This is a genomic window from Pseudomonas sp. B34(2017) (genome assembly GCF_002112915.1).
Lineage (GTDB): Bacteria > Pseudomonadota > Gammaproteobacteria > Pseudomonadales > Pseudomonadaceae > Aquipseudomonas > Aquipseudomonas pharyngis.
Genome location: NZ_NEJA01000006.1, coordinates 113,615 through 138,079, shown reverse-complemented (window position 1 = coordinate 138,079; position 24,465 = coordinate 113,615). Strand labels below are relative to the sequence as shown.

The window sequence follows — 24,465 nt, the reverse complement described above, 5'->3', positions numbered from 1 at the left end:
GACGCCGGTTTTTCCGGCGTTCCTCGGAGAACAATAATGAAACAACAACACGTCAACAGTTATTACGCCGCCACCCGCAACGAAGTCATCGACTTCCCGACGCTTGAAGATTCGGTGGAGTGCGATGTCTGCATCATCGGCGCCGGCTACACCGGCCTGTCCTCGGCGCTGTTCCTGAGCGAAGCCGGCTACAAGGTGACGGTGCTGGAAGCGGCGAAAGTCGGCTACGGCGCCAGCGGTCGCAACGGTGGCCAACTGGTCAACTCCTACAGCCGTGACGTCGACGTGATCGAAGAGCGCTACGGCGACAAGACCGCGGAAATCCTCGGCAGCATGATCTTCGAAGGCGCCGACATCATTCGTTCGCGCATCAAGGAATACGACATCAAATGCGACTACCGCCCGGGCGGCATCTTCGCAGCGATGAACAAGAAACAATTGAACGGCCTGGCCGAACAAAAACGCAGCTGGGAACGTTACGGCAATAAAAACCTGAAGATGCTCGACGCTGCGGACATCCGTCGCGAAGTCGGTTCCGACGCCTACGTCGGCGGTCTGCTGGACATGCAGGGCGGCCACATTCACCCGCTGAACCTGGCCCTCGGTGAAGCCGCGGCCATCGTGCGTCTGGGCGGCAAGATCTACGAGCAGTCCGCTGCCGTGGAAATCAAATACGGCGAGCCCAACGTCGTGCGCACCGCCAAAGGCCAGGTCCGCGCCAAGTACCTGCTGATCGCCGGCAACGCCTATCTGCCGCAAGGCCTCGACAATCGCGTGACGGCCAAGAGCATGCCGTGCGGCTCGCAGATCTGCGTCACCGAACCGTTGACCGAAAAACAGGCCCGCAGCCTGATCACCAACAACTACTGCGTCGAAGACTGCAACTACCTGCTCGACTACTACCGCCTCACCGCCGACAACCGTCTGCTCTACGGCGGCGGCGTGGTTTACGGCGCCCGTGAACCGGACGACATCGAAACCCTGATCCGCCCGAAGATCCTCAAGACCTTCCCGCAGCTCAAGGACGTGAAAATCGACTACCGCTGGACCGGCAACTTCCTGCTGACCATGTCACGCATGCCGCAATTCGGCCGCATCGAAAAAAACGCCTACTACATGCAGGGCTACAGCGGCCACGGCGTCACCTGCTCGCACCTGGCCGGCAAACTGATCTCGGAAATGATCCGCGGCGACGCCGAACGCTTCGACGCCTTCGCCTCCCTGCCACACATGCCGATGCTCGGCGGCCGCACCTTCTCCGCGCCGCTGACCGCCCTCGGCGCCGTGTACTACTCGCTGCGCGACCGTTTCGGCATCTGAGTTACCTCCCCGGCGGCTGCCCCAAAAAGGGCGTCGCCGGCTTTTTCATGTGCCGTCTATCGAACCTGCTGAGCAACACCGACAAACGTGATTTAATAGCCGCCTTTCACGGTTCCGGGACACGGGAGCAACGTGATCCGCGCGCCTTGCGCGGCACCCGCCACCCACCCCCATCGCCCTTAAGTCGTTCTCACATAAGGCTGTCATGGATACGGGTTCTCGACTCAAACTAGTACGCGAAAGCTACAAACTCTCCCAGCGCGAGCTGGCCCGGCGTAGCGGCGTGACCAATGCCACCATCTCCCTGATCGAACAGAATCGTGTCAGTCCTTCCGTCAGCTCACTGAAAAAGCTGCTCGAAGGCATCCCGATGTCCCTGGCCGACTTCTTCACCTTCGACCAGCCCCCCCGCGAACACCAATACGTCTTCCGCGCCAACGAACAACCCGACCTCGGCCGCCACGGCCTGCGCCTGCTGCTGATCGGCGCCTCGGTCCCCAGCCGCCAGATGCGCTTGCTGCGCGAGCAATACGCACCGGGCGCGAGTTCCGGGGAAGAGCCGATTGTTCACGCGGAAGGTGAAGAGTGCGGGTTGGTGACGCGCGGCACCGTGGAGTTGACGGTGGATGGGCAGGTGAGCGTGTTGAGTGCGGGGGATGGGTATTACTTTCCGACGACACTGCCGCATAAGTTCCGGAATATTGGAGCGGATGAGGCGGAGATTATTAGTGCGAATACGCCGGCGAATTTTTAAAGGTTGTTGGTCGCCATAATTTTTTTTGATTAAGGGAATAGTCAATGCAGTTCAGCTTTACACAAGTGACGGTGGGTGGTTTTGCTTTGGTTTGTGCTGTTGCGACAGCTACCTGGAATATGCGAAATGATAGGCTTGCGGAATTAACATCCATTGTTGAGGGCTATGAGAAAGCTGACAAATGGACGCTGCCTGAGACGATAAAGAGAATAGACGCTGCTTCTGCCCATCTTGATCAAAAACTATCAACTATTTTTGATTATGAAAAATTGAAGGTCGAGTTAAGTCAGGCCCGATCGGACCTTTCGGAAAAAAATCTGGAAATGGATAGAGTCAGAGCTGAGCACGACCGAAAAGTATTAGATTTACAAGGCCAAGTTGAGGTCGCGAAGAGTGACCTAAAGAAAAAAAGTGATTTTTTGTCCAGTTTGTATAGTGATGCTTCCGAGTTTTCTATTGCAGAGCACGCATCTAAGAAAATTTCAGGACTGGATATGGTAGTTTCTGTTACTTCTTTGTATCTGAATGATTCTGCAAGCGTTCTTGTGAATAATAAATTGTGGAATATGTACCCGGGTAGCGTTGTTTCTGAGAGCTTCAAGGGTAAAGACTGCAAGGTTATGATGAATGAAATTACAGATTATAAATTGGCGCATTTCACATATGTATGCGAAAAAAAACTCGAGTGATTTGTTAGAGAAATGCAGAAAAGGTGCAGATCTATTTGTGTGAGTCTGTCCTCGGAAGGTGAGGAGCTTGGGTTGGTGACGCGTGGGACTGTGGAGTTGACGGTGGATGGGTCGGTGAGTGTGTTGAGTGCGGGGGATGGGTATTATTTTCCAACGACGCTGCCGCACAAGTTCCAGAATGTCGGGGCGGATGAGGCGGAGATTATTAGTGCGAATACGCCGGCGAATTTTTGACGAAGTTTTTGCTTCTGATTATTACGTATTTGATTTTTTTCCTTGCAAAAGAAATCACAGGGGGGGCTACTTTCATAGGTTGCTTCCTAGGTTTTTTTTAGCCGGTATTCGACCTCAACAATAAATTTTGTACTTGCCGAAATTATAATTGCGTCATGTAGTGTTATGTCTGGTTGGGCAATGCTGCCGTGCCCGCTCAGTGGGGTGCTGTTTCTTAAATTGTAAATCTCCTTTGCGACGCTTTTTAGGATGGGCGGGAGTTTTGATTCATTTTCATATTTACTTATAAAGCTTCCTAGTGTCTGGTTTTGTATGCTCGGAACTCCAAGAAGGTCTTTTGCCATGGTTTCCAAAATGTTTGCTGCTGCATGTAGTGTTCCCGTTGGGTCGCTGTTTTCGAGGCATAGCTCCATTCTTTCAATAAGCTTGATAATGTTTTGGTGTGCTAGCTTTTCAAGTGTGGTTGCATTTTTTTTATTAAATATCTCTGTTTGATTGAAAGCTGTGCATTCTAAATAGTGGCAGGCTGATACGCTGCTCCAGTAGTGCCGCCAGTTGTTATCTAGATTTTCTTTCTCTGCAATTCGCTGGCCAATATCTTGATCTATTTCATCTGCGTAGCTAATCAGGTTGTTTGCATAATACCCTAGATATGAAAAAGCTATTTCCGGGCAAAAATTTATATATGATTTCTTTCCATCGCTACCAAAAATGCTGCTGTCGTCTTCTGCGATGATTGGTAGTATTTCAGATTTTTCCCAGAATTCGTCAAGTGCTTTTATTTTATCTTCTGCAATGGAAGTCGTGACTTTTGTTTTTCCAAGCAAATATAAGCTTGAATAATATCTCGGGCATTTATGTGCGTTGGCATAAGGGCATGCACTAGCGACGTTGCCGTCTGCACTTTTGCTTTTGTACCATTCGGCATTTGGTATTACTTTTCTCATCTAATGCCTAGAGCTCCTTCTAACTGGAGTATTTATGATCTACGGAAGAAAGGTGACAGATCTTCTTTATGAATCTGTCACCTTTAAGTTTATTTTTTCTTTGGCTTGCCCGCATCACTGCGTTTGTCGCGGATTTGGCCATCACTATTTCTGGAGCGAGGTTGCTCCCCGCCGCCAGGTTTAGGAACCGTGACGTTAGGGTTAATAGGTCTTCTGTCTGTCATATTTCCTTCCTTACTTTTTGAAGGTTTCGTTAGAAAAATCACAGCCGCGAGTCACTAAATACTCGGCGTTTTTCTGCTTGCCGAACTGCTGATGGCCAATGGCTGGTGTTGAAGCTATCAAATTGAAATCGTGAATTCCATAGCCGCTTCTGAGAAACACAGGGGTGGTTTCTGAGCTGTATCGGGAGTCGGCCCTTGAGCTAATTCGCAAAAGAAGCATGATCTCTGTTGCTGAAACGTAGCGAGTCCTAACTTAGGGCGTCAAATCTCCCGCTTCTCTATCACCCGAAACACGTCACTCACGTCCTGAACCAAGATTCTGGCGATTGTAGTGACGGTATTGATGTCGTGCTCTGCGTGGTCGGGGAGTTGAGCGCAGGCAATTAGGTCGAGGTATTTGAGGACAGCATTGAGGCGCTCACTAGCGCAGGCGTGGAGGTCATTCAGTGGCGCGTCGGTATCCACGAACAGGACGGGCTGCTCAGTGGCGGGGTGGGACATATTCGCGTAATTGCGGAGCGGTTTATCCATCGGCATAAGTAAAGCTTCCTCGTATCCGTGAGAAGAGCTACTGCCGCTCGCTGCGAGTCGAAGGGTGGTAGCCATGTGCGGGTTCGCAGACCGAGGATACGAGGAACCCGGCAGACCCGAAGATCTCCCACACACAGCCACCATTGAGTGGTTGTCGGACGCTATTGCGACCGTCACCGTTTTGGGGGCGTCAGGTTACTACACGTATCGTCAGGGCTGCGAAACCCTATCGCCAAATTCGTTCAGCGACAGACCCACTCTAGGCACCGATTCCCACCGTCGCAATCAGCCTGTAGGACGCAAAATAGCCATGTCTGGTCAGAGAGTTGACTCCCGTTCCGCCGCGCAGCCGTTGTAAATCAAGGGTTACGGAGTGTCAGGGAAAATGACTCATCGAATCTCGGCCTGCTTCGCATCCCATCGAGACCAAGCTCCCTCACCACGCGCGGTCATTTCCTACGAAGTTTTCAGATCCCAAAATCCAGTCCTCATCCCCGCCCCGGAACTTTCCTGAAAAGCGATGTCAATTTGATGGCGTGTCGCGACGCTCATTTCGAACGGATCAACCAGTGCCAGGCTGTTTCCCGGCAACCCCAGGGATGTGTGAGATGAAACTGATTCTTGCGATGTTGTTGCTGTTCAGCGGTTACGTTTCCGCCAGTTGTGCCAGCATCACTGACCCAGACAAACGCAATTATTGCCAGGCCATGGAGGAAGGCAGCAGCTGTTATTCCATCGACAATTACGATTTGCGCACGGCCTGCCAAGCGGAGAAGGGTGGTTCATGCGCTGGTATCCAGGATCGTGACCAGCGCGCCTATTGCGACGCCAAGAAAGGCAGTAGTTGTGCCTCGATCGATAATTACGATCTGCGCACCGCTTGCGAAGGGGAGAAAGGCGGTTCATGCGCGAGTATCCAGGATCGTGACAAACGCTCCTTCTGTGAAGCGATGCAGGGCAGCAGCTGTGCGAGCATCGGTGACGGGGATCTGCGCAACCAGTGTGAAGCCATGAAACGCTGATCCATCAACCTGAATCCAAACGCAAAAAGGGACACCCAACGGTGTCCCTTTTTTGTGGCCGACTGAAACGAAATCCCCGGACTACCCAGTCAAATTTTTCACTTGCCACACCCCGGCTCATCGCCAAAGGTTCCCCCCATTGGCACCACGACGTAGACTGCGAAACAAGTTGTAACGCCTCTCCCACGGACGGAACCGCGCATGATTCACATCGGCAGCCGCAACAACGCCCCCACGCCGCAGCACCAAACCCAGGACATCTACATCTTCAGCATCGACCTGTCCCGCCCGGCGACGCCGTTCTGCTTCGAGCAATCGATTGGCGGCGGGCATGTCGAGCAGGGTGGTGCGCGGTGGTTGGCGCTGGATGAGCTGGATGGCTGGCCCGGTGAATGGCGTGAGCATTTGAAGAAGGCCGGATGTGCGTGGGTGGTCGAATTGATGGACGCGCATTCGGGGGAGAGTCAGGCTGATCTGGTCTCGCTGATCCTCCAGCGCTACGCCGAGCCGGCGCAGCCAGCCGGGCGTTTGCAGGCGATCGGGCGCTGGTTCAAGCGCCACTTCTATATTGGCGGCCGGTACGGCGTCTGACCGAGGAAACCTCCATGACCCAGACTCTGGAACGCGCCATCGCGATTGCCGCCACGGCCCACGCGGGGCAGGTGGACAAGGGTGGTGCGCCGTATATTTTGCATCCGCTGAAGGTCATGTTGCGCATGAGCAGCCTGGAAGAACGCATCGTCGCGGTGCTGCACGATGTGGTCGAAGATTGCGGCATCAGCCTGGATGATTTGCGCAAGGAAGGCTTCAGCGAAGAAGTGTTGTCAGCCATCGAGTCGGTGACCAAAGTGCCCGGCGAATCCTACGAGGACTTCGTCGAGCGCGCGGCGCAGAACCCGATCGGACGGCTGGTGAAGCTGGCGGATCTGGAAGAGAACAGCGACCTGTCGCGGATTGCCTCGCCGAGTTGGGAGGATCTGGAGCGGATCGAAAAATATCGGCGGGCGATTGGACGGTTGCGCGCCTGACTTAACTGAAAAGCACCTTGAATAGCCAGGAAGGCGACCATGAAATCCATTCTGTGTTTGTTGATTGCTGCCGGCTTCGGCGCGCTGTTGCAGTTCGAAGGCGTGCCCCACGGTTTGCTGTTGGGCTCGATTCTTGTGACGGCACTGGTCGTCACCAAATTCAAATTCGCGCCAGCGACGCCCTATGGTCTGGGCTACATACAGGTCACGCTGGGCATCGCTACCGGGTTGATGTTCGAAGCGTGGGACAGCGCGACTGTTTCGACGATGTTGCCGAGCCTTGGCATGTTGTTGCTGTGTCTGGCAGTGCAGGTCGCGCTGGCTGCTTGGTGGCTGTCGCGCGGGGCAGGGTGGAATCGCACGGATGCGTTGCTGGCGGTGTATCCGGGGGCGCTGGCGGCGGTGTTTGATTTGCTGGAATCGCATCAGGCGTCGAGCAAGGTGATCATCGTGCACTTGATGCGCCTGCTGCTGATCACGGTGCTGGTGAGTTTGCTGATTCCCGGAACGGCACCGGTTGCGGCGGTCGAGGTCGATCCGCTGTCGACGGGCATGGCGTTGACCGTGCTGGCAGTGATCGGTTTAAGCGTGGTGGTCGGGCGTTTGCTGCTGGCCGTTGGCGTGCCGGCGCCGTTCATGTTGACGGCAATCATCATCACCGCCGTGTTCGTGAAATCGGGATGGCTGCAGGGTTTTCATATGCCGGACTGGAGTTTGAATCTGGCGGCGCTGATTCTGGGTGTGCGGATCGGCTCCCGATTCCAGGGCTTGGGCCTCGCGGAACTGGGACGTCATGGCCGCACGGCGTTGGTGTCGGTGGGTTTGATGATTCTGGTCGCGGCGGTTTTTGCATTGGCGGCGGCACGATTGCTGGGCAGCGATGCGTTGTCGCTGTGGCTCGCGTACATGCCAGGAGCAATCGAAACCATCGCAATCGTCGCGTTCGCCGGCGGACTGAATGTGGTGTTTATCCTGACTCACCATCTGGCGCGAATGGTGGTGCTGCATTTTGCGCCGGCGTTGTTGGTGCAGGCTCGGCGGGAGAGGAACACAGCCGATTAGGATCTTGATTGATTTTGTGTCTTAAAACGCTGATCTATATATCGAACTGTTCTTCCATACTGTCAAAATTGACAGGGGAGTTTATTGGTTTAATTGTATAGATTGTGTAGCCGAAAGGGTCTTTATAAAAAATCTGAAGGTGGCTAATCATGCATAAAATCAGCGTTGATGAAATTATCCCTGTTGACCGTGTAGAGGTAGGGAAGTTGGTCGCGGAATTCAAAATTGCACTCGCGAATAGCGATTTTGAACCAATAAAAAAAATTGCATTCGATGGCTATCATACGATTGAAGGTCAAAGATATTTTTGGGGGTTTGGGCCAACTCAGGATGAGAAGGGTTGGGTGTTTCGCCTGGATTTTAGGCACTTTGATTTTAAACCGGGTACTGATTACAACGTTGGCTCAGGCGGTTTTAGTGCGTTGCTGGTGGAGGGTGGAGAGTTGATGATCAGCGGCGGCAGGATAAGCGAAGGCATCATGCGAATCGCTGAAATGGAACCACACGAAGGCAAGATCACAGGGAAGCTAATAAATGCAAAAGCCGAAGGCGGTCGGCCCGATGGAAGTGATATGGATCCTGCTTACGCGCGTGAAATAAATTTCGAAATTAAATTGGAGAAGTAAGTATCTGAAAGTTGATGTGAAAGTATTGATGCTGACATCTTTGAACCATATTTGCTCTATAGCTTGAATTACCCCCAGACTGACCCTCTCTTTACGGGTGAACGTCAGGCTGGGGGAATTTTGACTAGGCACTGAACTACACTCCTTGATTACCCCGCATTACAGCTAACCCGAGCGCCGTCGGAGGTAATCATGATCCGCAAAAGGTCCATCCTGCTTTTACTTGCTGCCATATGCGCCACACAGGCCAGCGCTGAATCCGTCGTCCCGCTCAAGGGCCAGACTTCCCAGCAAACCCAGATCGATATCAACGATTGTCATTCCATCGCATCCACCTCAACCACGTCGACACCCCAGGCCGGTGGTCGGCTGAAGGGCGCTGCCGCGGGTGCGGCGGCCGGCGCTACTGCCGCTGAAGTGCGCGGTCGTCAGCACGACGAGTTCTATGAAGCCGTGGACGATGATCGCAAGCAGGATTACCGCCAGAACCGAGCCAAAGAGACGGCTGCCGCCGGTGCGGTAGTCGGCGGTGCGCGGCAGCGGCAGGATCGACGCGAGCAGCGGCGGACCGATGCTTCAGCCAGTTCAAGCGCCTACACCGGTTGCCTGCAAGGGCGGGGTTATCAGGTCACGCCCTGACGGTTTTCCCGGTGCGCGACGAGCAGGTGCATCATTACGCCGCTGTAGAGCGTCACCAGAATGAACAAGCCCATGCGCACCGCGAAGGCGGTGTAGACGTCCTTGCCCGCCGCGCTGTCCTCAACAGACTGGCCGAGCAGGATGATCATGGTGATCAGCGTATTGAGCCAGAACCCTGGCGCGAGCTGCGTCGGGTGCAGCCGATAGAGTTTGCGCGCCACCAACAGCCCGAACAGCAGCATCCACAGAAAGAACATCCACAGGTGCACGAACAGGCTCAACGCACACCAGAACAACACCGCCAGCAGCCCGCCCAATAAGGTCGAGCCGAGCAATTCGCGCCCGGCGTGGTGGGTGCGGGTGGTGGTGCTCTGCTGGCCGAGGCTGACGGCTTTGAGGATGATCGGCAGGTAGCTGGCCGGGTCGATCAGCACCAGCAGAAAGGTCGGCAGCACGATCAATGTTGCGCGCATCGCTACGCGAGGCACGTCTTCGGCGGGCAGGGCGGGAGCGGGTGGTGGCGCGGGGCTGTTGGCCGGTTCCGGGAACAGGACGTGGCTCAGGCCGACGATGACGACGGCCAGCAACAGGCCTTTGACCAGCGCGCCGATCACCGCCATGGCCAGCTCGAATGAGGCGAAACCGGCGGCGGAAATCATGGTCATGCCGATCACCAGAAACGTCATGATCAGCACGTTGCCGCCGCGCAAACCGTAGGTGAACACCAGAAACAGACCGACACCGATCAGCAGCACGCCGCACACCGGGTAATAACGCAGCAACGGCACCAGCAACAGCCCGATACTGGTGGTGAACGCGGCGACCAACGTCAGCACCAGCGCCATTTTCACCGGCAACGGTCGGGGCATGCTGGCCAGCAGCAACACCGCGAGCACCGGCGACAGAAACGACAGCGGCAAGGCGAGGCCGTAACTGGCGGCGGTGCACAACGCGGTGCCGCAGGCCAGGCGCAAGGCACGTTGCGCCGGGACGCTGCGCTCAATAGGCCGCTCAGTAGGCATAGCTCAGCCAGCTCATCAGCCAGACAAACATCCGGCCCAACGGATTGAGCAGATTGCCTTCGCTGGGAAACGCCATGACTTCCGCCTGCCCACCGGCGCGAATCGAACGACTCTCGAACAGGCGCCTTTTCGCCTCTTCGCTGAACTCGATGATCACCGGAAAACGCTGGGCCGGACGCAGCCAGTCGCGGCTGTTCTGGATCGTCGGCAGGGTGCCGGGCGGCGGCGTCTGGCCGACGCTGACCCCGTAACCGACGCTGCGCACCCGGCCGTCGAGCACTTCGCCGGGCAGGGCGTCGAGGATGATCGACACCGGCGTGCCGGGCTTGATCCGGCCGAGGTTGTTTTCGGTGAGATCGGCGCTGACCCACACGTCCTGGATCGTGATCAGCGTCATCACCGGGCTGCCGGCAGCGGCGAACTGGCCGACGTCGGTGCGCAAGTCGGTGATCAGGCCCGCCGAACGCGCACCAATGCGGGTGTTGGCCAGATCCAGTTCGGCCTTGGCCAGCGTGGCGGCGGCGCTGAGCAGTTTGGCGTTGGTGTCGGTGTTGCCGCCTTCCTGCTCCTGCGCGCGCAGCACTTCGGCCCGGGCGGCGGCGACCTGGCTGACAGCGGCCTCGTGGTTGGCCCGGGACACTTCCAGCAGCCGAACCGAAACCGTGCCCGGATCTTCTTTGTACAAGCCTTCCAGCCGTCGATTGTCCTGGCGCGTTTTGAGTTCATTGGCTTGCGCGGCCCGCAACGACGCCTGTGCCGAAGCGATGCCCGCGGTGCTGGCGCCGACCGTGCGCCGGGTGTTTTCCAGATCGGCGCGGGCCCGGTCGACAGCAATTTGCAGCGGCTGTGGATCGAGCTCGAAAAGGATGTCGCCGGCCTGCACGTCCTGATTGTTGCGCACGTTGACCTTGATCACCCGGCCCGCGACTTCCGCTGCCACCGGGATCACGAATGCGCCGACCCGCGCCTGTTGGGTGTAGGGCGTAAAACGGTCGGCCAGCAGATACCAGACTAGGCTCAGCACAATCACCAGCAGCACCCAGCGGATGCCTTTTTTCGCCGGATCCGGCGGCGCTTCATCACTCATGGCGGTCTACCTGCGAGGGAATCGGATAGGTCGGTTGCGGCGGCGGGGCGCTCAGCAGATCGCCCCAGTCGGTGCGTTGTTGCATCTGCTGGCGGGTTGCTGAATCAATCTGCGGCCCGGCGCTTTGCCAGCCACCGCCAACGGCGCGGTACAGGGCGATCAGATTGCTCACGGCGTTGCTGCGGCTGACCAGATAGTTGTCCTGAAGCTCCAGCAACGCACGCTGGGCATCGAGCACCCGCTGAAAGTCTGAATAGCCTTCGCGGTATTGGGTGTTGGCCAGCACCAGCGAACGCCGCGCTGCACCTTCGGCCTCGCCGAGAATGCGCTCGCGTTCCAGCGCTTTGGTCAGGCCGCTGGCGGCGTCGTCGGCTTCGCGGGCAGCCTGGCGGACTTTGTCGCGATAGGCCTCGATCAGTTGCTGCAAGCGCGCATCCTGCACGCGGATGTTGTTGTGGATGCGGCCGTAGTCGAACAGGTTCCAGCGCAGGCTCGGGCCGCCGATCAGGTCGAAGCTGCGCGGGGTGGCGCCGAGGGTGTCGCTGGACCAGACAATGCTGCCCAGCAGGGTCAGCGAGGGATACAGATCGGTTTCCGCCACGCCGACCAGCGCCGATTGCGCGGCCACGTTCAGCTCCGCCGCGCGCACATCGGGACGGCGCAGCAGCAGGTTGGCCGGGACATCCTGCAACACGGCGCGATCCACCAACGGAATCAGCCCCGGTTGTTCGGCCAGGAACGCCGCGCCACCGGGCGGCTGGCCGACCAGCACCGCCAGCGCATTGCGGGTGCGCAGCAATTGATCTTCGAACGCCGGAATGCTGCTGAGGGTGCCGAGGTATTGGGTCCTGGCCTGTTGCAGGTCGAGTTCGGCGGTCTGGCCGCTGCGAAAGAGTTTTTCGGTGATCTCGAAGTTACGCTTTTGCTGGGCGGCATTTTCCCGTGCGACCCGCAGCCGGGCTTCGGTGGTGCGCAGGGCAAAGTAGGTGTCGGCCACTTGAGCGCGCAGCAGCACGAGGGCGTCTTCGTAGTTGGCCTGGGCGGCGAAGTAGCTGGCGTCGGCGGATTCGATGGCGCGGCTGAAGCGACCCCAGAAATCCAGTTCCCAGCCGACATCGAATGCGGCGCTGTGCTGCCAGAAGTGCAAGTCCTGCGGGTTGTTGCCGCCGGACTGACGGCGGTCGATGTACAGGCTGTCGGCGCTGGCCTGTTGCAGCTGCGGGTAGCGACCGCTGTCGGCGATGCCCAGTTGCGCGCGGGCTTCGAGGACCCGCAGGCCGGCGATTTTCAGGCTGCTGTTGCGGGCTTCGGCGTCGCTGATCAATCGGTCCAGCACCGGATCGGCAAACACCTGCCACCACTGACGCAGATCCGGTACCGCGCCGCGCTCGCTGGCCTGCTCGAGCGCCGGACTTTGCCACTGCTTGCTCCAGGCCTCGGCCGGCGGCTGGAAATCCGGGCCCAGCCGCAGGCAGCCGCCAAGGCTCAGCGCACCGAGCAGCAGCAGGTGGCCGGGACGGATCAGCAGGGCTGGCGTTGCAGGCATACCGGGAGGCCCCAGCGGGAAATGTCACTGGAGCATAGACCGCAGATTGCGGGTTGTTCGAAGCAATCAGCTGCTACGCTTTTTCAGGCGAACGCCACCGAACCCCGCCCCGGATAAAAAGGTAGGAAGCCATGGACACTGCTCAAGAACCGCTTGCCCCCACCAGCGCCAGCTGGCGTTTCAAGGTTGGCGTGGCAATCATCTGCCTGATGCTCGGTTCGTGGCTGATGGTGCCGATTGCCGCCGCCCTCGACGTGCCGGGCTCGAAAGTCGCGGCGCTGACCGGGGTGCTGTTCATCAGCAATAAAGTGCTGTTGCTGCTGGTGATCGCGGTGATGGGCAAGGCCGGGTTCGCCGAACTCAAGCGCACGATCGGCCACTACATTTCCGGCGTGATTCCGACTCCGGTGGCTGAAGTCAGCCCGCTGCGCCACAAGATCGGCGTGGTGATGTTCTGCCTGCCGCTGCTGTCGTCCTTCCTGGAACCATATTTCGATAACTTCTTCCCGGGCGTGCGGCCCAATCTCTGGCAGTTGCAGGCGCTGGGCGACTTGATGTTCATCGGCAGCTTCTTCGTGCTGGGCGGCAATTTCTGGGACAAGGTGCATGCGCTGTTCGTGCGCAAGGCGCGGGTGGTGGCGGAATGATCGCCAACTAAGTCTTGATTTTGATCAGGCATGCCCAAGCGCGATGGCAAACGACACGACGACCATGCAGGCGAAAGCGAAATTGAGGTTCATGGGGGGTTCATCCTGGTCCTTTTGAAAGTGGGGCCATTCTGCCGGGGGCGGGTCAAAAGAAAAAATTCGGCTTCGTGATTCCAATGATCGAAGCCATTGATACCGGCGTTGTGTTTGCCGGTTTGCTTGGCTAAGCTCGCGCAAACCTGCAATTAAAAGCACAAACAGGCAAAACCATGCACGATCATTCCGCTTCCGAGCTTCCCTCCCTGCGCCGGCAGAAAATCCTTCTGATCCTCGAACGTGACGGCAAGGTCATGGCGTCCGAGTTGAGCCAGCATTTTGCGGTGTCCGAAGACACCATCCGCCGCGATCTGGCCGAGCTGGACAACGCCGGACTGGTGCAGCGGGTGCACGGCGGCGCACTGCCGAGGCCCAAGGACACCGGCAAGGACTACTTCACGCGGCTGGACGAGATCGACGAGGTGAAGATTCGTCTGGCGCAGTTGGCGGCGCAGCAGGTGCGGAACGGGCAGACGGTGATGTTCGACTCGGGTTCCACCTCGTTGCAGGTGGCGCGCTCGTTGCCCAGGGACATCAGCCTCACGGCGGTCACGGCCTCACCGATGACGGCAATTGCGTTGTCCGAATATCCGGGCATCAAAGTGATTCTGGCGGGCGGGCAGTTGAATCCGAAAACCCTGTCTGCTGGCGGTCACGAGGCGCTGCGGCTGCTGTCGGGGATCAAGGCGGATCTGGCGATCACCGGCGTCTGTGCGATTCATCCGGAGGTGGGCATCACCTCGCTGCATTTCGATGAAGTGCCGGTCAAGCAGGCGCTGCTCGACTGTGCGGCGCGGGTGATTGCCGTGACCACGGCGGACAAGCTCGGTGCGGTGGAGCCGTTTGTGGTGGCGCCGTGCGAGCGCTTGCACACGCTGATCACCGAGCGGCATGTGGCGTCGGGGAATATTGAGGACTACCGGCGGTTGGGGATTGAGGTGGAGCAGTTGCCTGACTGAGGTTTTGCGGCAAAAAAGGCCCCATCACTGGCGATGGGGCCTGTTCGATCAGCGCAGTTTTTCCAGCATCTGGTAGTACCACATGCCCGCCGCCAACATCGGATTCCCCAGCAGATCGCCCATCGGCACGCGAATGTGCGAGCACGCGGCAAACGTGTCGAACTGCTGCATCTGCCCGGTGATCGCCCGGCTCATGATCTCGCCCATGATGTGGGTCGTGGCGATGCCGTGGCCGGAGTAACCCTGGCAATACCAGACGTTGTCCGAAAGCTTGCCCAGTTGCGGGATGCGGTTGATGACGATGCCCATCGCGCAGCTCCACTGGTAATCGATCTTCACCCCTTTGAGCGCCGGGAAAGTCTGTTCGATGCACGGCCGCAGTTCGCCGGCGATGTCTCGTGAGTCCTTGCCGCTGTAGTTGGCGCCGCCGCCGAACAGCAGGCGCCCGTCGGCGGTGAGGCGGTAGTAATCAAGGACGAAGCGGCAGTCGTAGACGGCGAGGTCTTCAGGGTTGATCTGTTTGGCCAGATCGCCCAATGGTTCGGTGGTGACGATGCCGCCCATGGCCGGGAAGATCTTGCCCTTGAGCTGGCCCGGCTCGAGTTTGTGGTAGACGTCGCCCGCCAGCAGCACCTGATTGGCGTCGATCCGGCCGTGGGCGGTGCGCACGCCAGGGCTGTCGCCGTGAATGATCTCCAGCACTTCGCTGTTTTCGAAGATCTGCGCGCCGAGGCTTTGCGCCGCCCGCGCTTCGCCGATGCACAGGTTGAGTGGGTGCAGGTGCATGTTGCGGGTGTTCTTGATGGCGCCGTGGTAGAGCTCACTTTGCAGCAGATCGCGCACCTGGCTGCGGTCGAGCAGACTGACCTCATCGCCCATGCCTCGGCGCACGGCTTCGTCGTAGTCGCTGCGCAAACCGGCCATGTGGCTCGGCTTGTAGGCGGCGTGCAAGTGGCCGTGCTTGAGGTCGCAATCGATCGTGTATTTCTCGACCCGTTGCTTGATGATTTCGTGGCCGCGCCAGCGCAGGTGCCAGATGAAATCATCGACCTCATCGCCCAATGTATTGCGCATCTGTTTGCGCATCGCGCCGTCGCCGGACAGGCTGCCGGTGACCTGCCCACCATTGCGCCCGGTGGCGCCCCAGCCGATCTTGTGGCTTTCGACGATGGCGACTTTCAGGCCTTTTTCGGCCAGTTCGACGGCGGTGGCGACGCCGGTGAAGCCTCCGCCGATGATCACCACATCGACCTTGTGCCGGCCTTGCAGGGTCGGGTAGTCGGTGTCGCGGTTGAGGGTCGCGGTGTAGTAGGAATTGCTGCGTTGAGTCATTTCAGTGTCCAGATTCGGAAGTCGGTGCACGGACCCTGTGGTAGCGGGCTTGCTCGCGAAAGCGATGTGTCAGTCACCTGAAGTGTTGGATGTGACGACGCCTTCGCGGGCAAGCCCGCTCCCACAGGGGGAGTTGTGAAAGATCAGGCCTCTGTGAGGTACCAGCGCCAGTCCTGCTCGCCCACTTCGGCCATGAACTGCCGGTATTCCGCACGTTTCACTGCCAGATACACCCCGAGAAACTCCTGCCCCAGCGCATCCCGCGCCCACACCGAATTCTCCAGCGCCGTAAGCGAGGTCAGCCAGTCGGTCGGCAGCAATTCTTTCGCCTGCGCGTAACCGTTGCCTTCCACCGGTTCACCCGGATCGATGTCTTCTTTTATCCCGCGATGAATGCCCGCCAGGATCGCTGCCGCTGCCAGATAGGGGTTGGCATCGGCGCCGCAGATGCGGTGTTCGATGTGTCGGGTGTTGGCCGGGCCGCCGGGCACGCGCAGGCTGACGGTGCGGTTGTCGACGCCCCAGGTCGGTGCCAGCGGTGCGTAGCTGTTGGCCTGGAAACGGCGGTAGGAGTTGGCGTTCGGGCAGAACAGCAGCAGCGAATCGAGCAGGGAGGCGAGCATCCCGCCAATCGCCGTGCGCAACAGCGGCGTGCCGGCCGGGTCTTCGGAGGCAAACAGATTGCGCCCCTCGGCATCGGCAAGGCTGACGTGCATGTGCATGCCGGTACCCGCCAGATGATCGAACGGCTTGGCCATGAACGTCGCCTGCATCCCGTGCTTGTGCGCCACGGCTTTGACCAGCCGTTTGTAGCGCACGGCCTGGTCCATCGCCTCCAGCGCATCGCCGTGTTCGAGGGTGATTTCCACCTGGCCCGGCGCGTATTCCGAGATCGCCGTACGCGCCGGAATGCCGTGCAGTTTGCAGGCGCTGTAGAGGTCGGCAAGGAACGGTTCGATCTGCTCCAGCTCACGCAAACCGTAGACCTGCGTGTGTCGCGGTCGCCCACCGTCGGCATCCAGCGCCGGTTGCGGACGACCGTTGTGATCGCGTTTGGCGTCGAGCAGATAGAACTCCAGCTCGCAGGCCATCACCGGGTGGTAGCCCTCGGCTTTCAGGCGGTCGATGACCTTGATCAACAGGTGACGCGGGTCGGCAATGCTCGCCGGCATGCCTTGTTCCGGGTGCATGCTGACCTGCACCGCCGCAGTCGGAATCTGCCGCCACGGCAGGCGCACCAGACTGCCTTCCAGCGGGTAGGCGCGGCAGTCGATGTCGCCGACGTCCCACACCAGGCCTGAGTTTTCCACGTCTTCGCCATGCACAGTCAGACCGAGGATGGTGCTCGGCAGCGGGCGACCGCTTTCGTACACGGCGAGCAGTTCTTCGCGGTGTAACAGCTTGCCGCGCGGCACGCCGTTGGCGTCGAGGATGAACAGCTCGATCATGTCGATGTCGGGGTTCTGCTCGAGAAAATGACGGGCGTCTTCAATGGCTGCGAATTTCATAATCAATCACTCACGATGGCGCCGCACAGGCGCGCAGATTCGGGCCGGACGCAGCTCGGCAAAAGGCGCGGGCGTCCTGGCAGGGATATCGAAAAAAGAGGGGGAGCTGTCGCGATTTTTACCGGCGCGATCAGACGGGCAGGCAGATATCCGGCGGGCGTGCGGAGTGACGCAGCTTGGAACGGCTCAGGGCCATGGGGAGATTGACGATGCGATTCATGCGCGGCCCCTGTGAAGAAGGGCGCGCAGTGCAGAGACGTTCAACGATTCTGATTGTTGGAGTGACGTGCTCATGACGCGTGTTTCCGTTGGCGGAAAACGTCGGCGGCGGGAGCGTCCCGCCATGCCGGTGTGGCTGGATAGTAAGGGGGAATCCCCGGATAAGTAAACGCCTGTTTCCGCAGGCGTTGGCGTGCACCCCGGTTCAGCGCAGCAGGTAAAACCCCAGCCCGACGAGGGCGCAAACGATCAACACCTCGATCACGCCGCGCTTGAAAAAGAACAGGGCGAGGGCGGCCATGAGGGCCAGCACGATCGAGAACACATCGGGCTGACCGGTAAAACCGGCGGGCCAGAACACGTGGTAAGCAAAGAAACACGCCAGATTGAGGATCACCCCGACCACCGCCGCCGTGATCGCGGTCAGCGGCGCGGTGAACTTCAATTCGTTGTGGGTCGACTCCACCAATGGCCCGCCGGCGAGGATGAACAGGAACGAAGGCAGGAAGGTGAACCAGGTCACCAGCGTCGCGGCCAGCGCGCCGGCGGCGAACGCGTGTTCCGGACCGAACGTCGGTTGCACGTAAGCGCCGACGAACCCGACAAACGCCACGACCATGATCAGCGGCCCCGGCGTGGTTTCGCCCAGGGCCAGGCCGTCGATCATCTGCGTTGGCGTCAGCCAGCCGTAATGTCCGACCGCGCCCTGATACACGTAGGGCAGCACGGCATAAGCACCGCCGAATGTCAGCAGCGCCGCTTTGGTGAAGAACCAGCCCATCTGCGTGAAGGTGCCGTCCCAGCCGAACAACGCGGTCAGCAACGCCATCGGCAGGCACCACAGCAGCGCACCGATCAGCACCAGACGCAGCAGCCTCGGCAGGTTGAACCGCGCATGTTCGGGTGGCGGTGTGTCGTCATCGATCAGCGCCGGGCCGAAGGATTTTTCGCCGCCGCGATGGCCGCCGTTGCTGAACCGCTGCGGCGCCCAGCGTCCGCCGAAATAACCGATCAATGCCGCGCCGAGCACGATCAGCGGGAACGGCAGGTTGAAGGCAAAAATCGCCACGAACGCTGCCCCGGCGATCGCCCATAACCAACTGTTCTTCAACGCTCGCGAACCGATGCGATGGGCCGCGTGCAACACAATCGCGGTCACCGCCGGTTTGATTCCGTAAAACACCCCGGCTACCGCCGGCACATCGCCGAGCGCGATGTAGACCCACGACAGAGCGATCAGAATCAGCAGCGAAGGCAATACAAACAGCACTCCGGCCAATATGCCGCCAGGGGTTCGGTGCAGCAGCCAGCCGATGTAAGTCGCCAGTTGTTGGGCCTCGGGGCCTGGCAGCAACATGCAGTAGTTGAGCGCATGCAGGAAACGTCGCTCCGAGATCCAGCGCCGGCGCTCCACCAGTTCCTGATGCATGATCGCGATCTGCCCGGCGGGGCCGCCGAAGCCGATGCAGCCGAGTTTGAGCCAGAACGGCCAGGCCTGGCGCAGGGTGATGGGTTGAGGACGGGGCAAGTCTTTTGGCGTTTGGCTCAAGTGTGGCTCCCGAGTTGAGTTGTGGTGGAGCGGCTATCTAATCAGGCTTTTGTTAAGGAGTGGTATCGAGATTGCAGCCCTCACCCCAGCCCTCTCCCGGAGGGAGAGGGGCCGACCGAGGTGTCTTGCGTCAAACATCGACCTGAAAGTCCGAGTCGATTATGGATTCGAAACTGCTGGCATCCGGATTCAACGCTATAGGTTCAGGTCGGCGTAGTACTGCAATATCCCCGGGTCGGTTCCCTCTCCCTCTGGGAGAGGGCCAGGGTGAGGGCTTTCGGTCTTCAGGCATGCGCCAGACTCCAGCGAAACGCCGCATTCTGATCACTCTCCCGAGCCTCGACCCATTGCGAACCCTCCTGGGTAGTCTCACGCTTCCAGAACGGCGCACGCGTTTTCAGCACATCCATGATGAACGCACAGGCCTCGAACGCCGCATGCCGATGCTTGCTGCTGACGCCAACGAACACGATCGGTTCGGTCACCGACAACGCACCGACCCGATGCACAATCTCCACCGCCAATAGCGGCCACCGCTCGCGGGCCTGTTCGGCGATCTGCTCCAAGGCCTTTTCGGTCATGCCCGGATAATGCTCCAGAGACAGCTCGGTCACCGACTGCCCGACGTTCAGATCCCGCACATAACCAATGAAATTAACCACCGCGCCCACCCGTGGATTGCGCGCATGCAGGTCGGAAATCAACTGACCGGCATCGAAGCCTTTACGCTGGACTCGAACACCCATGCCTCAACCCCCCGTAACTGGCGGGAAAAACGCAATCTCGTCGAAATCCTCGATCGTCTGATCCGGCTGACACAGCTCCTGATTCACCGCGCACATCAGGTTGCCGGCGCCGAGCACTTCACGCCAGACATCGCCGCGCTGCATCAGCATCTGTCGTACATCCTCGACACAAGCGAGGGTGTCGCTGGCCGGGATCTTTTCACCGCCCAGATTGAGCCGGTCACGGTAGCTGGCGAAGTAGTTGATCAGAATCATTGCGGGTTCTCCCATTGAAAGTGGCCGGAGCGGCCGCCCTGTTTGCTCAGCAGGCGGATGTCGCCGATGACCATCGCCCGGTCCACCGCCTTGCACATGTCGTAGATGGTCAGTGCGGCGACGCTGGCGGCGGTCAGGGCCTCGAGTTCGACGCCGGTCTGGCCGGTGAGGCGGCAGGTGCTGGTGATCTGTACGCGGTCCGGTTCGCAGGCTTTGAGCTCGACGTGGATCGAGCTGAGCAGCAGCGCATGACACAGTGGAATCAACTCATGGGTGCGCTTGGCCGCCTGAATCCCGGCGATCCGCGCCACGGCGAACACATCGCCCTTGGGGTGGCCGTTGGACTGGATCATTTGCAGGGTTTCCGGACGCATCTGCACCCAGGCTTGCGCGGTGGCTTCGCGGCGGGTGGCGGCTTTGTCGCTGACGTCGACCATGTTGGCGCGACCCTGATCGTCGAGGTGGGTGAGGGTGTTGCTCATGCGGTGGGCTCCTGGATCGGGCTGTAGATTCGCGGGGCGTTGCGGTGCGGGACGTGGATCAGGTTCAAGCGGTGCTTGAGCGCCCAGCGCACGGTCAGCGCGGTGGGGGCAGACAGGCTGACGAGGGTGCCGAGGCGGGCGCGCACGGCTTTGTGAATCAGTTCGAGGCTGCAACGGCTGGTGACCACGACGAAGCCCTGACGCGCATCGAGACCTTCGAATTGCAGGGCGCCGATCAGCTTGTCGAGGGCGTTGTGGCGGCCGATGTCTTCGCGGCACAGCAACGCTTGGCCGTCGGCATCGAAGTACAGCGCTGCGTGCAGGGCGCCGCTGCTGCGGGCCAGTTGCTGGGCCTGCTCGATGCGTTGGCGGATCCCCTCGAAATGTGCGGAAGGTGGCAAGGGTGTCGGGGTCAGGATCTCCAGTTGCGGCAGCGCCTGCTCAAGGGCTTCCACGCCGCAGAGGCCGCAACCGCTGGTGCCTGCCATCTGCCGCCGGTGATCCTTCAGGGCCCAGAACGCACGGCTGGAAATCTGCACGTCGGCCTGGCAGGCCTGGTCGAAATGGGTCAGGCGGATGTCATGGATATCGTCGAGGCGGTCGACGATGGCGTTGCTCAGGCTGAAGCCGCGAATGAAGTCTTCGATGTTGCCTGGCGAGACCATCATCACCGCCTGATTCAGGCCGTTGTAGCTGATGGCCAGGGCGATTTCCGCCGCCAGCGCCGCGTGGGACACCGGCGCGTCGTCGAGGTATTCGCGATAAGCCACTGACGCCGGTTGTGGCGCGGGGGCGTTGGCGTCGCCCGGTTCGATGAGTTGTTCAACTTGGCACAGCATCTTGAAAGTCCCACGAAGCGCTGAAGTGGGTTCAGGCTACGGGGCAGGGAAAAGTGCGTCCAATCGCTTGTTCCGATGCAGTGATTGGATTGGTCGATGACCGCAGGCGGACCTGAAGTCGTTGCACCGAAGTGCAACGTTTCAGGCAACTTGGGGAGGGTTAAACGGCAGGCGCCTCGATCCCGAACATCTTGCGCGCCTCGGCAAAACACTTCTCGGCAATCGCCGAGCGCGGTTCGGTCTTGCGCATCACCAGCCCCAGCGGCGCGAGCACGCTGGCATCCGGCAGGTTAATGAAAGCCAGATGTTCGATCGGCTCTTCCAGCCCGCTGTCCAGCGGCATGATTGAGCAGCAGAAGCCTTGGTGAATCGCCTGCAGCAATTGATAGGTCGAGTCGCTTTCCATGATCGGCTGCGGATTCAGCCCGCGACTGCGGAAACTCAAGTCGATGGACTTTCGATAGTGCATGCCGGTGGTGATCATCCCCAGCGGCAGTTCGGCGGCGTCTTCCCAGCTCATTTCCGGGCCTTCGAAATGGAAGTGGCGGGTGTCGTAGAGCAGGCCGACACGGGTTTCGCCAATCTCGAAGAACTCGAAATAGTTCGGGTTGACGTGGTCCAGATAACACACGCCCAGATCCAGCTGATTGTTGCCCAGGCCTTCGATGATCTCGTCCGAACTCAGCGACGACAGGCTGTACTTCAGCTCCGGATAAGTCCCGGACAAACCCTGAATGTAATTCACCGGATTGAAGTTGCTCAGCGGCACCAGCCCCAGGCGCAGGCTACCCACCAGTTGCCCCCGGCAGGCCGCCGCTTCGGCAAACAGCCCGTCGTGAGCGGCCAGCAACGTGCGGGCCCAGGCGAGGACGCGCTCGCCGGCCTGGGTGAAACCTTCGAAGCGCTGGCCGCGATTGACCAGCACCAGATCCAGCTCGTCTTCCAGATTGCGCAGGCGCATCGACAGGGTCGGCTGGGTGATGTGGCAGCGCGCGGCGGCCTGGCCGAAGTGGCGGGTTTCGTCCAGCGCGATCAGGAACTTGAGTTGTTTGATGTCCACGACGGCACCTGCTCGATAAGGAATTTTGATTGAGTATTGACGCAGATGCGTACAGCGCACGGAAAGCGCAGGGAACGACGATCCCATTGATGGTTTTTTTCGTCCAATCGGCAGTGTCTAAGAGCCTATCGAGGATTTCGATGACGCCCGGTTTCATTGGGCCGGACAGTGGTCGAGGGGCTGAAAAAAATCACCGATAGAGCAGGTCGATAGTGTGGTTGGCCAGAGTGATTAGACAGCTCTCACAAGCGGCACTTAGGCTCGTCACCCACTGAATTGACGACGGCCGGAGAGTGCCATGAGTGTGAAATCGGATGCCTTGTTCGTTCCCCTGAATATTGCCGTGCTGACGGTCAGCGATACCCGCGATTACGCCAGCGACACCTCCGGCCAGTTGCTGGTCAGCCGCCTGCTGGAGGCCGGCCACACCCTGAGCGAACGCAACCTGCTCAAGGACGACCTGTACAAGATCCGCGCCCAGGTCGCGCAGTGGATCGCCGACGACGGCATTCAAGTGGTGCTGATCACCGGTGGCACCGGTTTCACCGGTCGCGACAGCACTCCGGAAGCCGTGGCTTGCCTGCTGGACAAGCAGATCGACGGCTTTGGCGAGCTGTTCCGCGCCATCTCGATTCTCGACATCGGCACCTCGACCGTACAAAGCCGCGCGCTGGCCGGCCTGTCCAACGGCACGCTGGTGTGCTGCCTGCCGGGTTCCACCGGCGCTTGCCGCACCGCGTGGGAAGGCATCCTCGCCGAACAACTGGATAACCGTCACCGCCCGTGCAACTTCGTTCCGCACCTCAAACCGGTGCAAGCCTGCGGGCCGCGCGGATGAGCAAGCCGGGATTGATGCCGGTCGAGGACGCCCTCGACCAACTGCTGGCCATGGCCAATGAACAACGCCTGCCGGACAGCGAATCGGTGCCGCTCAACGAAGCGCGCGGGCGCGTGCTGACCAGCGATCTGGTCGCCACCCTCGACCTGCCGCCGTGGCCGAACAGCGCCATGGACGGGTATGCCTTGAACCTCGCCGACCTGCATCGCCAGCCGTTGAGCGTGTCACAGCGGGTCTACGCCGGGATGGCGCCGGACGCCTTGCTGTCCGGCACCTGCGCACGGATTTTCACCGGTGCGCCGTTGCCCATGGGCGCCAATTGCGTGGAGATGCAGGAAAACGTCGAAGTGCTGGAGGACGGTCGCGTACATTTCCTGCAACCGCTGAAGGTCGGGCAGAACATCCGTCCCCAAGGCCAGGAAAACCGCGTCGGCGACACCTTGCTGCGCGCCGGCAAACGCCTCGGCCCGTTCGAGCTGGCCGTCGCCGCAGGGCAGGGCATGACCCATTTGCCGGTGGTGCGTTGTCCGCGCGTGGCGTTGCTATCGACCGGTGACGAGTTGGTGGAACCGGGCCAGCCGCTGCGTCCCGGCAGCATCTACAACAGCAACCGCACCTTGCTCGATCACTGGTTGCGTGAACTGGGATGCGAAGTGATCGACGCCGGGATTCTGCCTGATCGCCCGGCGCAGACCCGACTCAAGCTTGAGCAGTTGCAAGTGGCGGCCGATCTGATTCTGACCACCGGCGGCGTGTCTGCCGGTGACGCCGATTTTCTCGGCCAGGTGCTGCGCGACAACGGCAAACCGCTGCTGTGGAAACTCGCGATCAAACCCGGTAAACCGCTGACGGTCGGCCATTTTGGCTCGGTGCCGGTGATCGGCCTGCCGGGCAATCCGACCTCGGCGCTGGTGACCTTCGGCCTGCTGGCGCGCCCGTACCTGCTGCGCATTCAAGGCGTGGAAGAGGTGATGCCGCTGAGCTTCACGGTCAACGCCGGCTTCGATTGGCCGAAACCCGGCAGCCGTCGCGAATACCTGCGCGTGCGTCTGGAGGGCGGTCAGGCGGCGCTGTATCCGAACCAGAGTTCCGGGGTGCTGCTCGGCGCGACCTGGGCTGACGGGCTGGTGGAAATCCCCGAGAACAGCACCTTGCGGGTCGGTGATCCGCTGCGCTTCATCCCGTTCAGCGAGCTGTTCTGAGC

The 24,465-nt window shown here is 59.8% G+C and carries 26 protein-coding genes and 1 pseudogene; 14 read left to right on the top strand and 13 right to left on the bottom strand.

All coding sequences use genetic code 11. The annotated features are described in order from the left end of the window. Positions 1-36 precede the first annotated feature (36 nt). From CAF80_RS19910 to CAF80_RS19895, 4 genes and pseudogenes are all read left to right on the top strand, one after another. Entirely contained in the window at positions 37-1,320 is a 1,284-nt protein-coding gene (locus tag CAF80_RS19910) for an FAD-binding oxidoreductase (RefSeq protein WP_074687820.1), read from the top strand. A gap of 205 nt (positions 1,321-1,525) precedes the next feature. Next, positions 1,526-2,074 carry a cupin domain-containing protein gene (locus CAF80_RS19905; RefSeq protein WP_011333561.1) on the top strand — a complete coding sequence of 183 codons (549 nt, stop codon included), beginning with the start codon at positions 1,526-1,528 and terminating at the stop codon, positions 2,072-2,074. A gap of 44 nt (positions 2,075-2,118) precedes the next feature. After that, on the top strand, positions 2,119-2,763 hold the full coding sequence (locus CAF80_RS19900; protein WP_074687821.1) for a hypothetical protein: 645 nt from the start codon (positions 2,119-2,121) through the stop codon (positions 2,761-2,763). A gap of 54 nt (positions 2,764-2,817) precedes the next feature. Beyond that, positions 2,818-2,997: pseudogene (locus CAF80_RS19895) on the top strand (cupin domain-containing protein); the annotation flags it as partial. 86 nt (positions 2,998-3,083) lie between these two features. On the opposite strand, the gene CAF80_RS28690 reads toward CAF80_RS19895, so the two are convergent. After that, a complete protein-coding gene (locus tag CAF80_RS28690; RefSeq protein WP_074687822.1) occupies positions 3,084-3,944 on the bottom strand; it encodes a hypothetical protein in 861 nt (286 codons plus the stop codon). 485 nt (positions 3,945-4,429) lie between these two features. Then, positions 4,430-4,705, bottom strand: coding sequence for a fructose-bisphosphate aldolase (locus CAF80_RS29105; RefSeq protein WP_074687823.1), 276 nt, complete (start codon positions 4,703-4,705; stop codon positions 4,430-4,432). Between the two features lie 602 nt (positions 4,706-5,307). On the opposite strand from CAF80_RS29105, the gene CAF80_RS19885 reads away from it, so the two are divergent. The 6 genes from CAF80_RS19885 (at position 5,308) to CAF80_RS19860 (ending at position 9,076) form a co-directional block, all read left to right on the top strand. Beyond that, a complete protein-coding gene (locus CAF80_RS19885; protein ID WP_074687824.1) occupies positions 5,308-5,721 on the top strand; it encodes a hypothetical protein in 414 nt (137 codons plus the stop codon). A 201-nt stretch (positions 5,722-5,922) separates the two neighbouring features. Next, positions 5,923-6,312 (top strand): hypothetical protein, encoded by a 390-nt coding sequence (locus CAF80_RS19880; RefSeq protein WP_074687825.1) that lies wholly within the window; start codon positions 5,923-5,925, stop codon positions 6,310-6,312. Between the two features lie 14 nt (positions 6,313-6,326). Further along, positions 6,327-6,749, top strand: coding sequence for an HD domain-containing protein (locus tag CAF80_RS19875; RefSeq protein WP_074687826.1), 423 nt, complete (start codon positions 6,327-6,329; stop codon positions 6,747-6,749). Positions 6,750-6,788: 39 nt separating this feature from the next. Beyond that, on the top strand, positions 6,789-7,811 hold the full coding sequence (locus tag CAF80_RS19870) for an AbrB family transcriptional regulator (protein ID WP_074687827.1): 1,023 nt from the start codon (positions 6,789-6,791) through the stop codon (positions 7,809-7,811). Positions 7,812-7,960: 149 nt separating this feature from the next. Continuing rightward, positions 7,961-8,437: a hypothetical protein gene (locus CAF80_RS19865; RefSeq protein ID WP_074687828.1), complete on the top strand. Its 477-nt coding sequence runs from the start codon at positions 7,961-7,963 to the stop codon at positions 8,435-8,437. Between the two features lie 192 nt (positions 8,438-8,629). Continuing rightward, complete coding sequence (locus tag CAF80_RS19860) at positions 8,630-9,076, top strand: YMGG-like glycine zipper-containing protein (RefSeq protein ID WP_074687829.1); 447 nt, start codon at positions 8,630-8,632, stop codon at positions 9,074-9,076. On the opposite strand, the gene CAF80_RS19855 is transcribed toward CAF80_RS19860, so the two are convergent. Genes CAF80_RS19855 through CAF80_RS19845 form a run of 3 tightly spaced genes read right to left on the bottom strand, consistent with a single transcriptional unit; the run spans position 9,061 to position 12,731 of the window. Beyond that, entirely contained in the window at positions 9,061-10,098 is a 1,038-nt protein-coding gene (locus tag CAF80_RS19855) for a DUF2955 domain-containing protein (RefSeq protein WP_074687830.1), read from the bottom strand. The genes CAF80_RS19860 and CAF80_RS19855 overlap by 16 nt on opposite strands. Beyond that, positions 10,088-11,185, bottom strand: coding sequence for an HlyD family secretion protein (locus CAF80_RS19850; RefSeq protein ID WP_074687831.1), 1,098 nt, complete (start codon positions 11,183-11,185; stop codon positions 10,088-10,090). The genes CAF80_RS19855 and CAF80_RS19850 overlap by 11 nt, the downstream gene beginning before the upstream one ends. Continuing rightward, on the bottom strand, positions 11,178-12,731 hold the full coding sequence (locus CAF80_RS19845; protein WP_092163861.1) for an efflux transporter outer membrane subunit: 1,554 nt from the start codon (positions 12,729-12,731) through the stop codon (positions 11,178-11,180). The genes CAF80_RS19850 and CAF80_RS19845 overlap by 8 nt, the downstream gene beginning before the upstream one ends. A 131-nt stretch (positions 12,732-12,862) precedes the next feature. On the opposite strand from CAF80_RS19845, the gene CAF80_RS19840 reads away from it, so the two are divergent. After that, entirely contained in the window at positions 12,863-13,378 is a 516-nt protein-coding gene (locus CAF80_RS19840) for a transporter suffix domain-containing protein (RefSeq protein WP_074687832.1), read from the top strand. 269 nt (positions 13,379-13,647) lie between these two features. After that, positions 13,648-14,433: a DeoR/GlpR family DNA-binding transcription regulator gene (locus tag CAF80_RS19835; RefSeq protein ID WP_039770886.1), complete on the top strand. Its 786-nt coding sequence runs from the start codon at positions 13,648-13,650 to the stop codon at positions 14,431-14,433. 48 nt (positions 14,434-14,481) lie between these two features. On the opposite strand, the gene CAF80_RS19830 is transcribed toward CAF80_RS19835, so the two are convergent. The 8 genes from CAF80_RS19830 to CAF80_RS19795 form a co-directional block, all read right to left on the bottom strand. Beyond that, on the bottom strand, positions 14,482-15,765 hold the full coding sequence (locus CAF80_RS19830; protein WP_074687833.1) for an FAD-binding oxidoreductase: 1,284 nt from the start codon (positions 15,763-15,765) through the stop codon (positions 14,482-14,484). Positions 15,766-15,908: 143 nt separating this feature from the next. Further along, positions 15,909-17,273 carry a glutamine synthetase family protein gene (locus CAF80_RS19825; RefSeq protein WP_064595435.1) on the bottom strand — a complete coding sequence of 455 codons (1,365 nt, stop codon included), beginning with the start codon at positions 17,271-17,273 and terminating at the stop codon, positions 15,909-15,911. Positions 17,274-17,697: 424 nt separating this feature from the next. After that, the gene (gene chrA, locus CAF80_RS19820) at positions 17,698-19,041 is read right to left on the bottom strand and encodes a chromate efflux transporter (protein WP_074687834.1); all 1,344 of its coding nucleotides are present in this window, start codon (positions 19,039-19,041) and stop codon (positions 17,698-17,700) included. A gap of 284 nt (positions 19,042-19,325) precedes the next feature. Further along, positions 19,326-19,787, bottom strand: coding sequence for a molybdopterin synthase catalytic subunit MoaE (gene moaE / locus CAF80_RS19815; RefSeq protein WP_074687835.1), 462 nt, complete (start codon positions 19,785-19,787; stop codon positions 19,326-19,328). A 3-nt stretch (positions 19,788-19,790) separates the two neighbouring features. Then, entirely contained in the window at positions 19,791-20,042 is a 252-nt protein-coding gene (locus CAF80_RS19810) for a MoaD/ThiS family protein (RefSeq protein WP_074687836.1), read from the bottom strand. Then, positions 20,039-20,524: a cyclic pyranopterin monophosphate synthase MoaC gene (gene moaC / locus CAF80_RS19805; RefSeq protein ID WP_039770876.1), complete on the bottom strand. Its 486-nt coding sequence runs from the start codon at positions 20,522-20,524 to the stop codon at positions 20,039-20,041. The genes CAF80_RS19810 and moaC overlap by 4 nt, the downstream gene beginning before the upstream one ends. Next, entirely contained in the window at positions 20,521-21,363 is an 843-nt protein-coding gene (fdhD, locus tag CAF80_RS19800; protein ID WP_074687837.1) for a formate dehydrogenase accessory sulfurtransferase FdhD, read from the bottom strand. Before fdhD ends, moaC begins: the two co-directional genes overlap by 4 nt. A 160-nt stretch (positions 21,364-21,523) precedes the next feature. After that, the gene (locus tag CAF80_RS19795) at positions 21,524-22,423 is read right to left on the bottom strand and encodes a LysR family transcriptional regulator (protein ID WP_007957027.1); all 900 of its coding nucleotides are present in this window, start codon (positions 22,421-22,423) and stop codon (positions 21,524-21,526) included. 298 nt (positions 22,424-22,721) lie between these two features. Here CAF80_RS19795 and moaB point away from each other — a divergent pair, with 298 nt between their 5' ends. After that, on the top strand, positions 22,722-23,261 hold the full coding sequence (moaB, locus tag CAF80_RS19790) for a molybdenum cofactor biosynthesis protein B (RefSeq protein ID WP_039770868.1): 540 nt from the start codon (positions 22,722-22,724) through the stop codon (positions 23,259-23,261). Then, the gene (gene glp, locus CAF80_RS19785) at positions 23,258-24,463 is read left to right on the top strand and encodes a gephyrin-like molybdotransferase Glp (protein WP_085667820.1); all 1,206 of its coding nucleotides are present in this window, start codon (positions 23,258-23,260) and stop codon (positions 24,461-24,463) included. Before moaB ends, glp begins: the two co-directional genes overlap by 4 nt. Positions 24,464-24,465 lie beyond the last annotated feature (2 nt).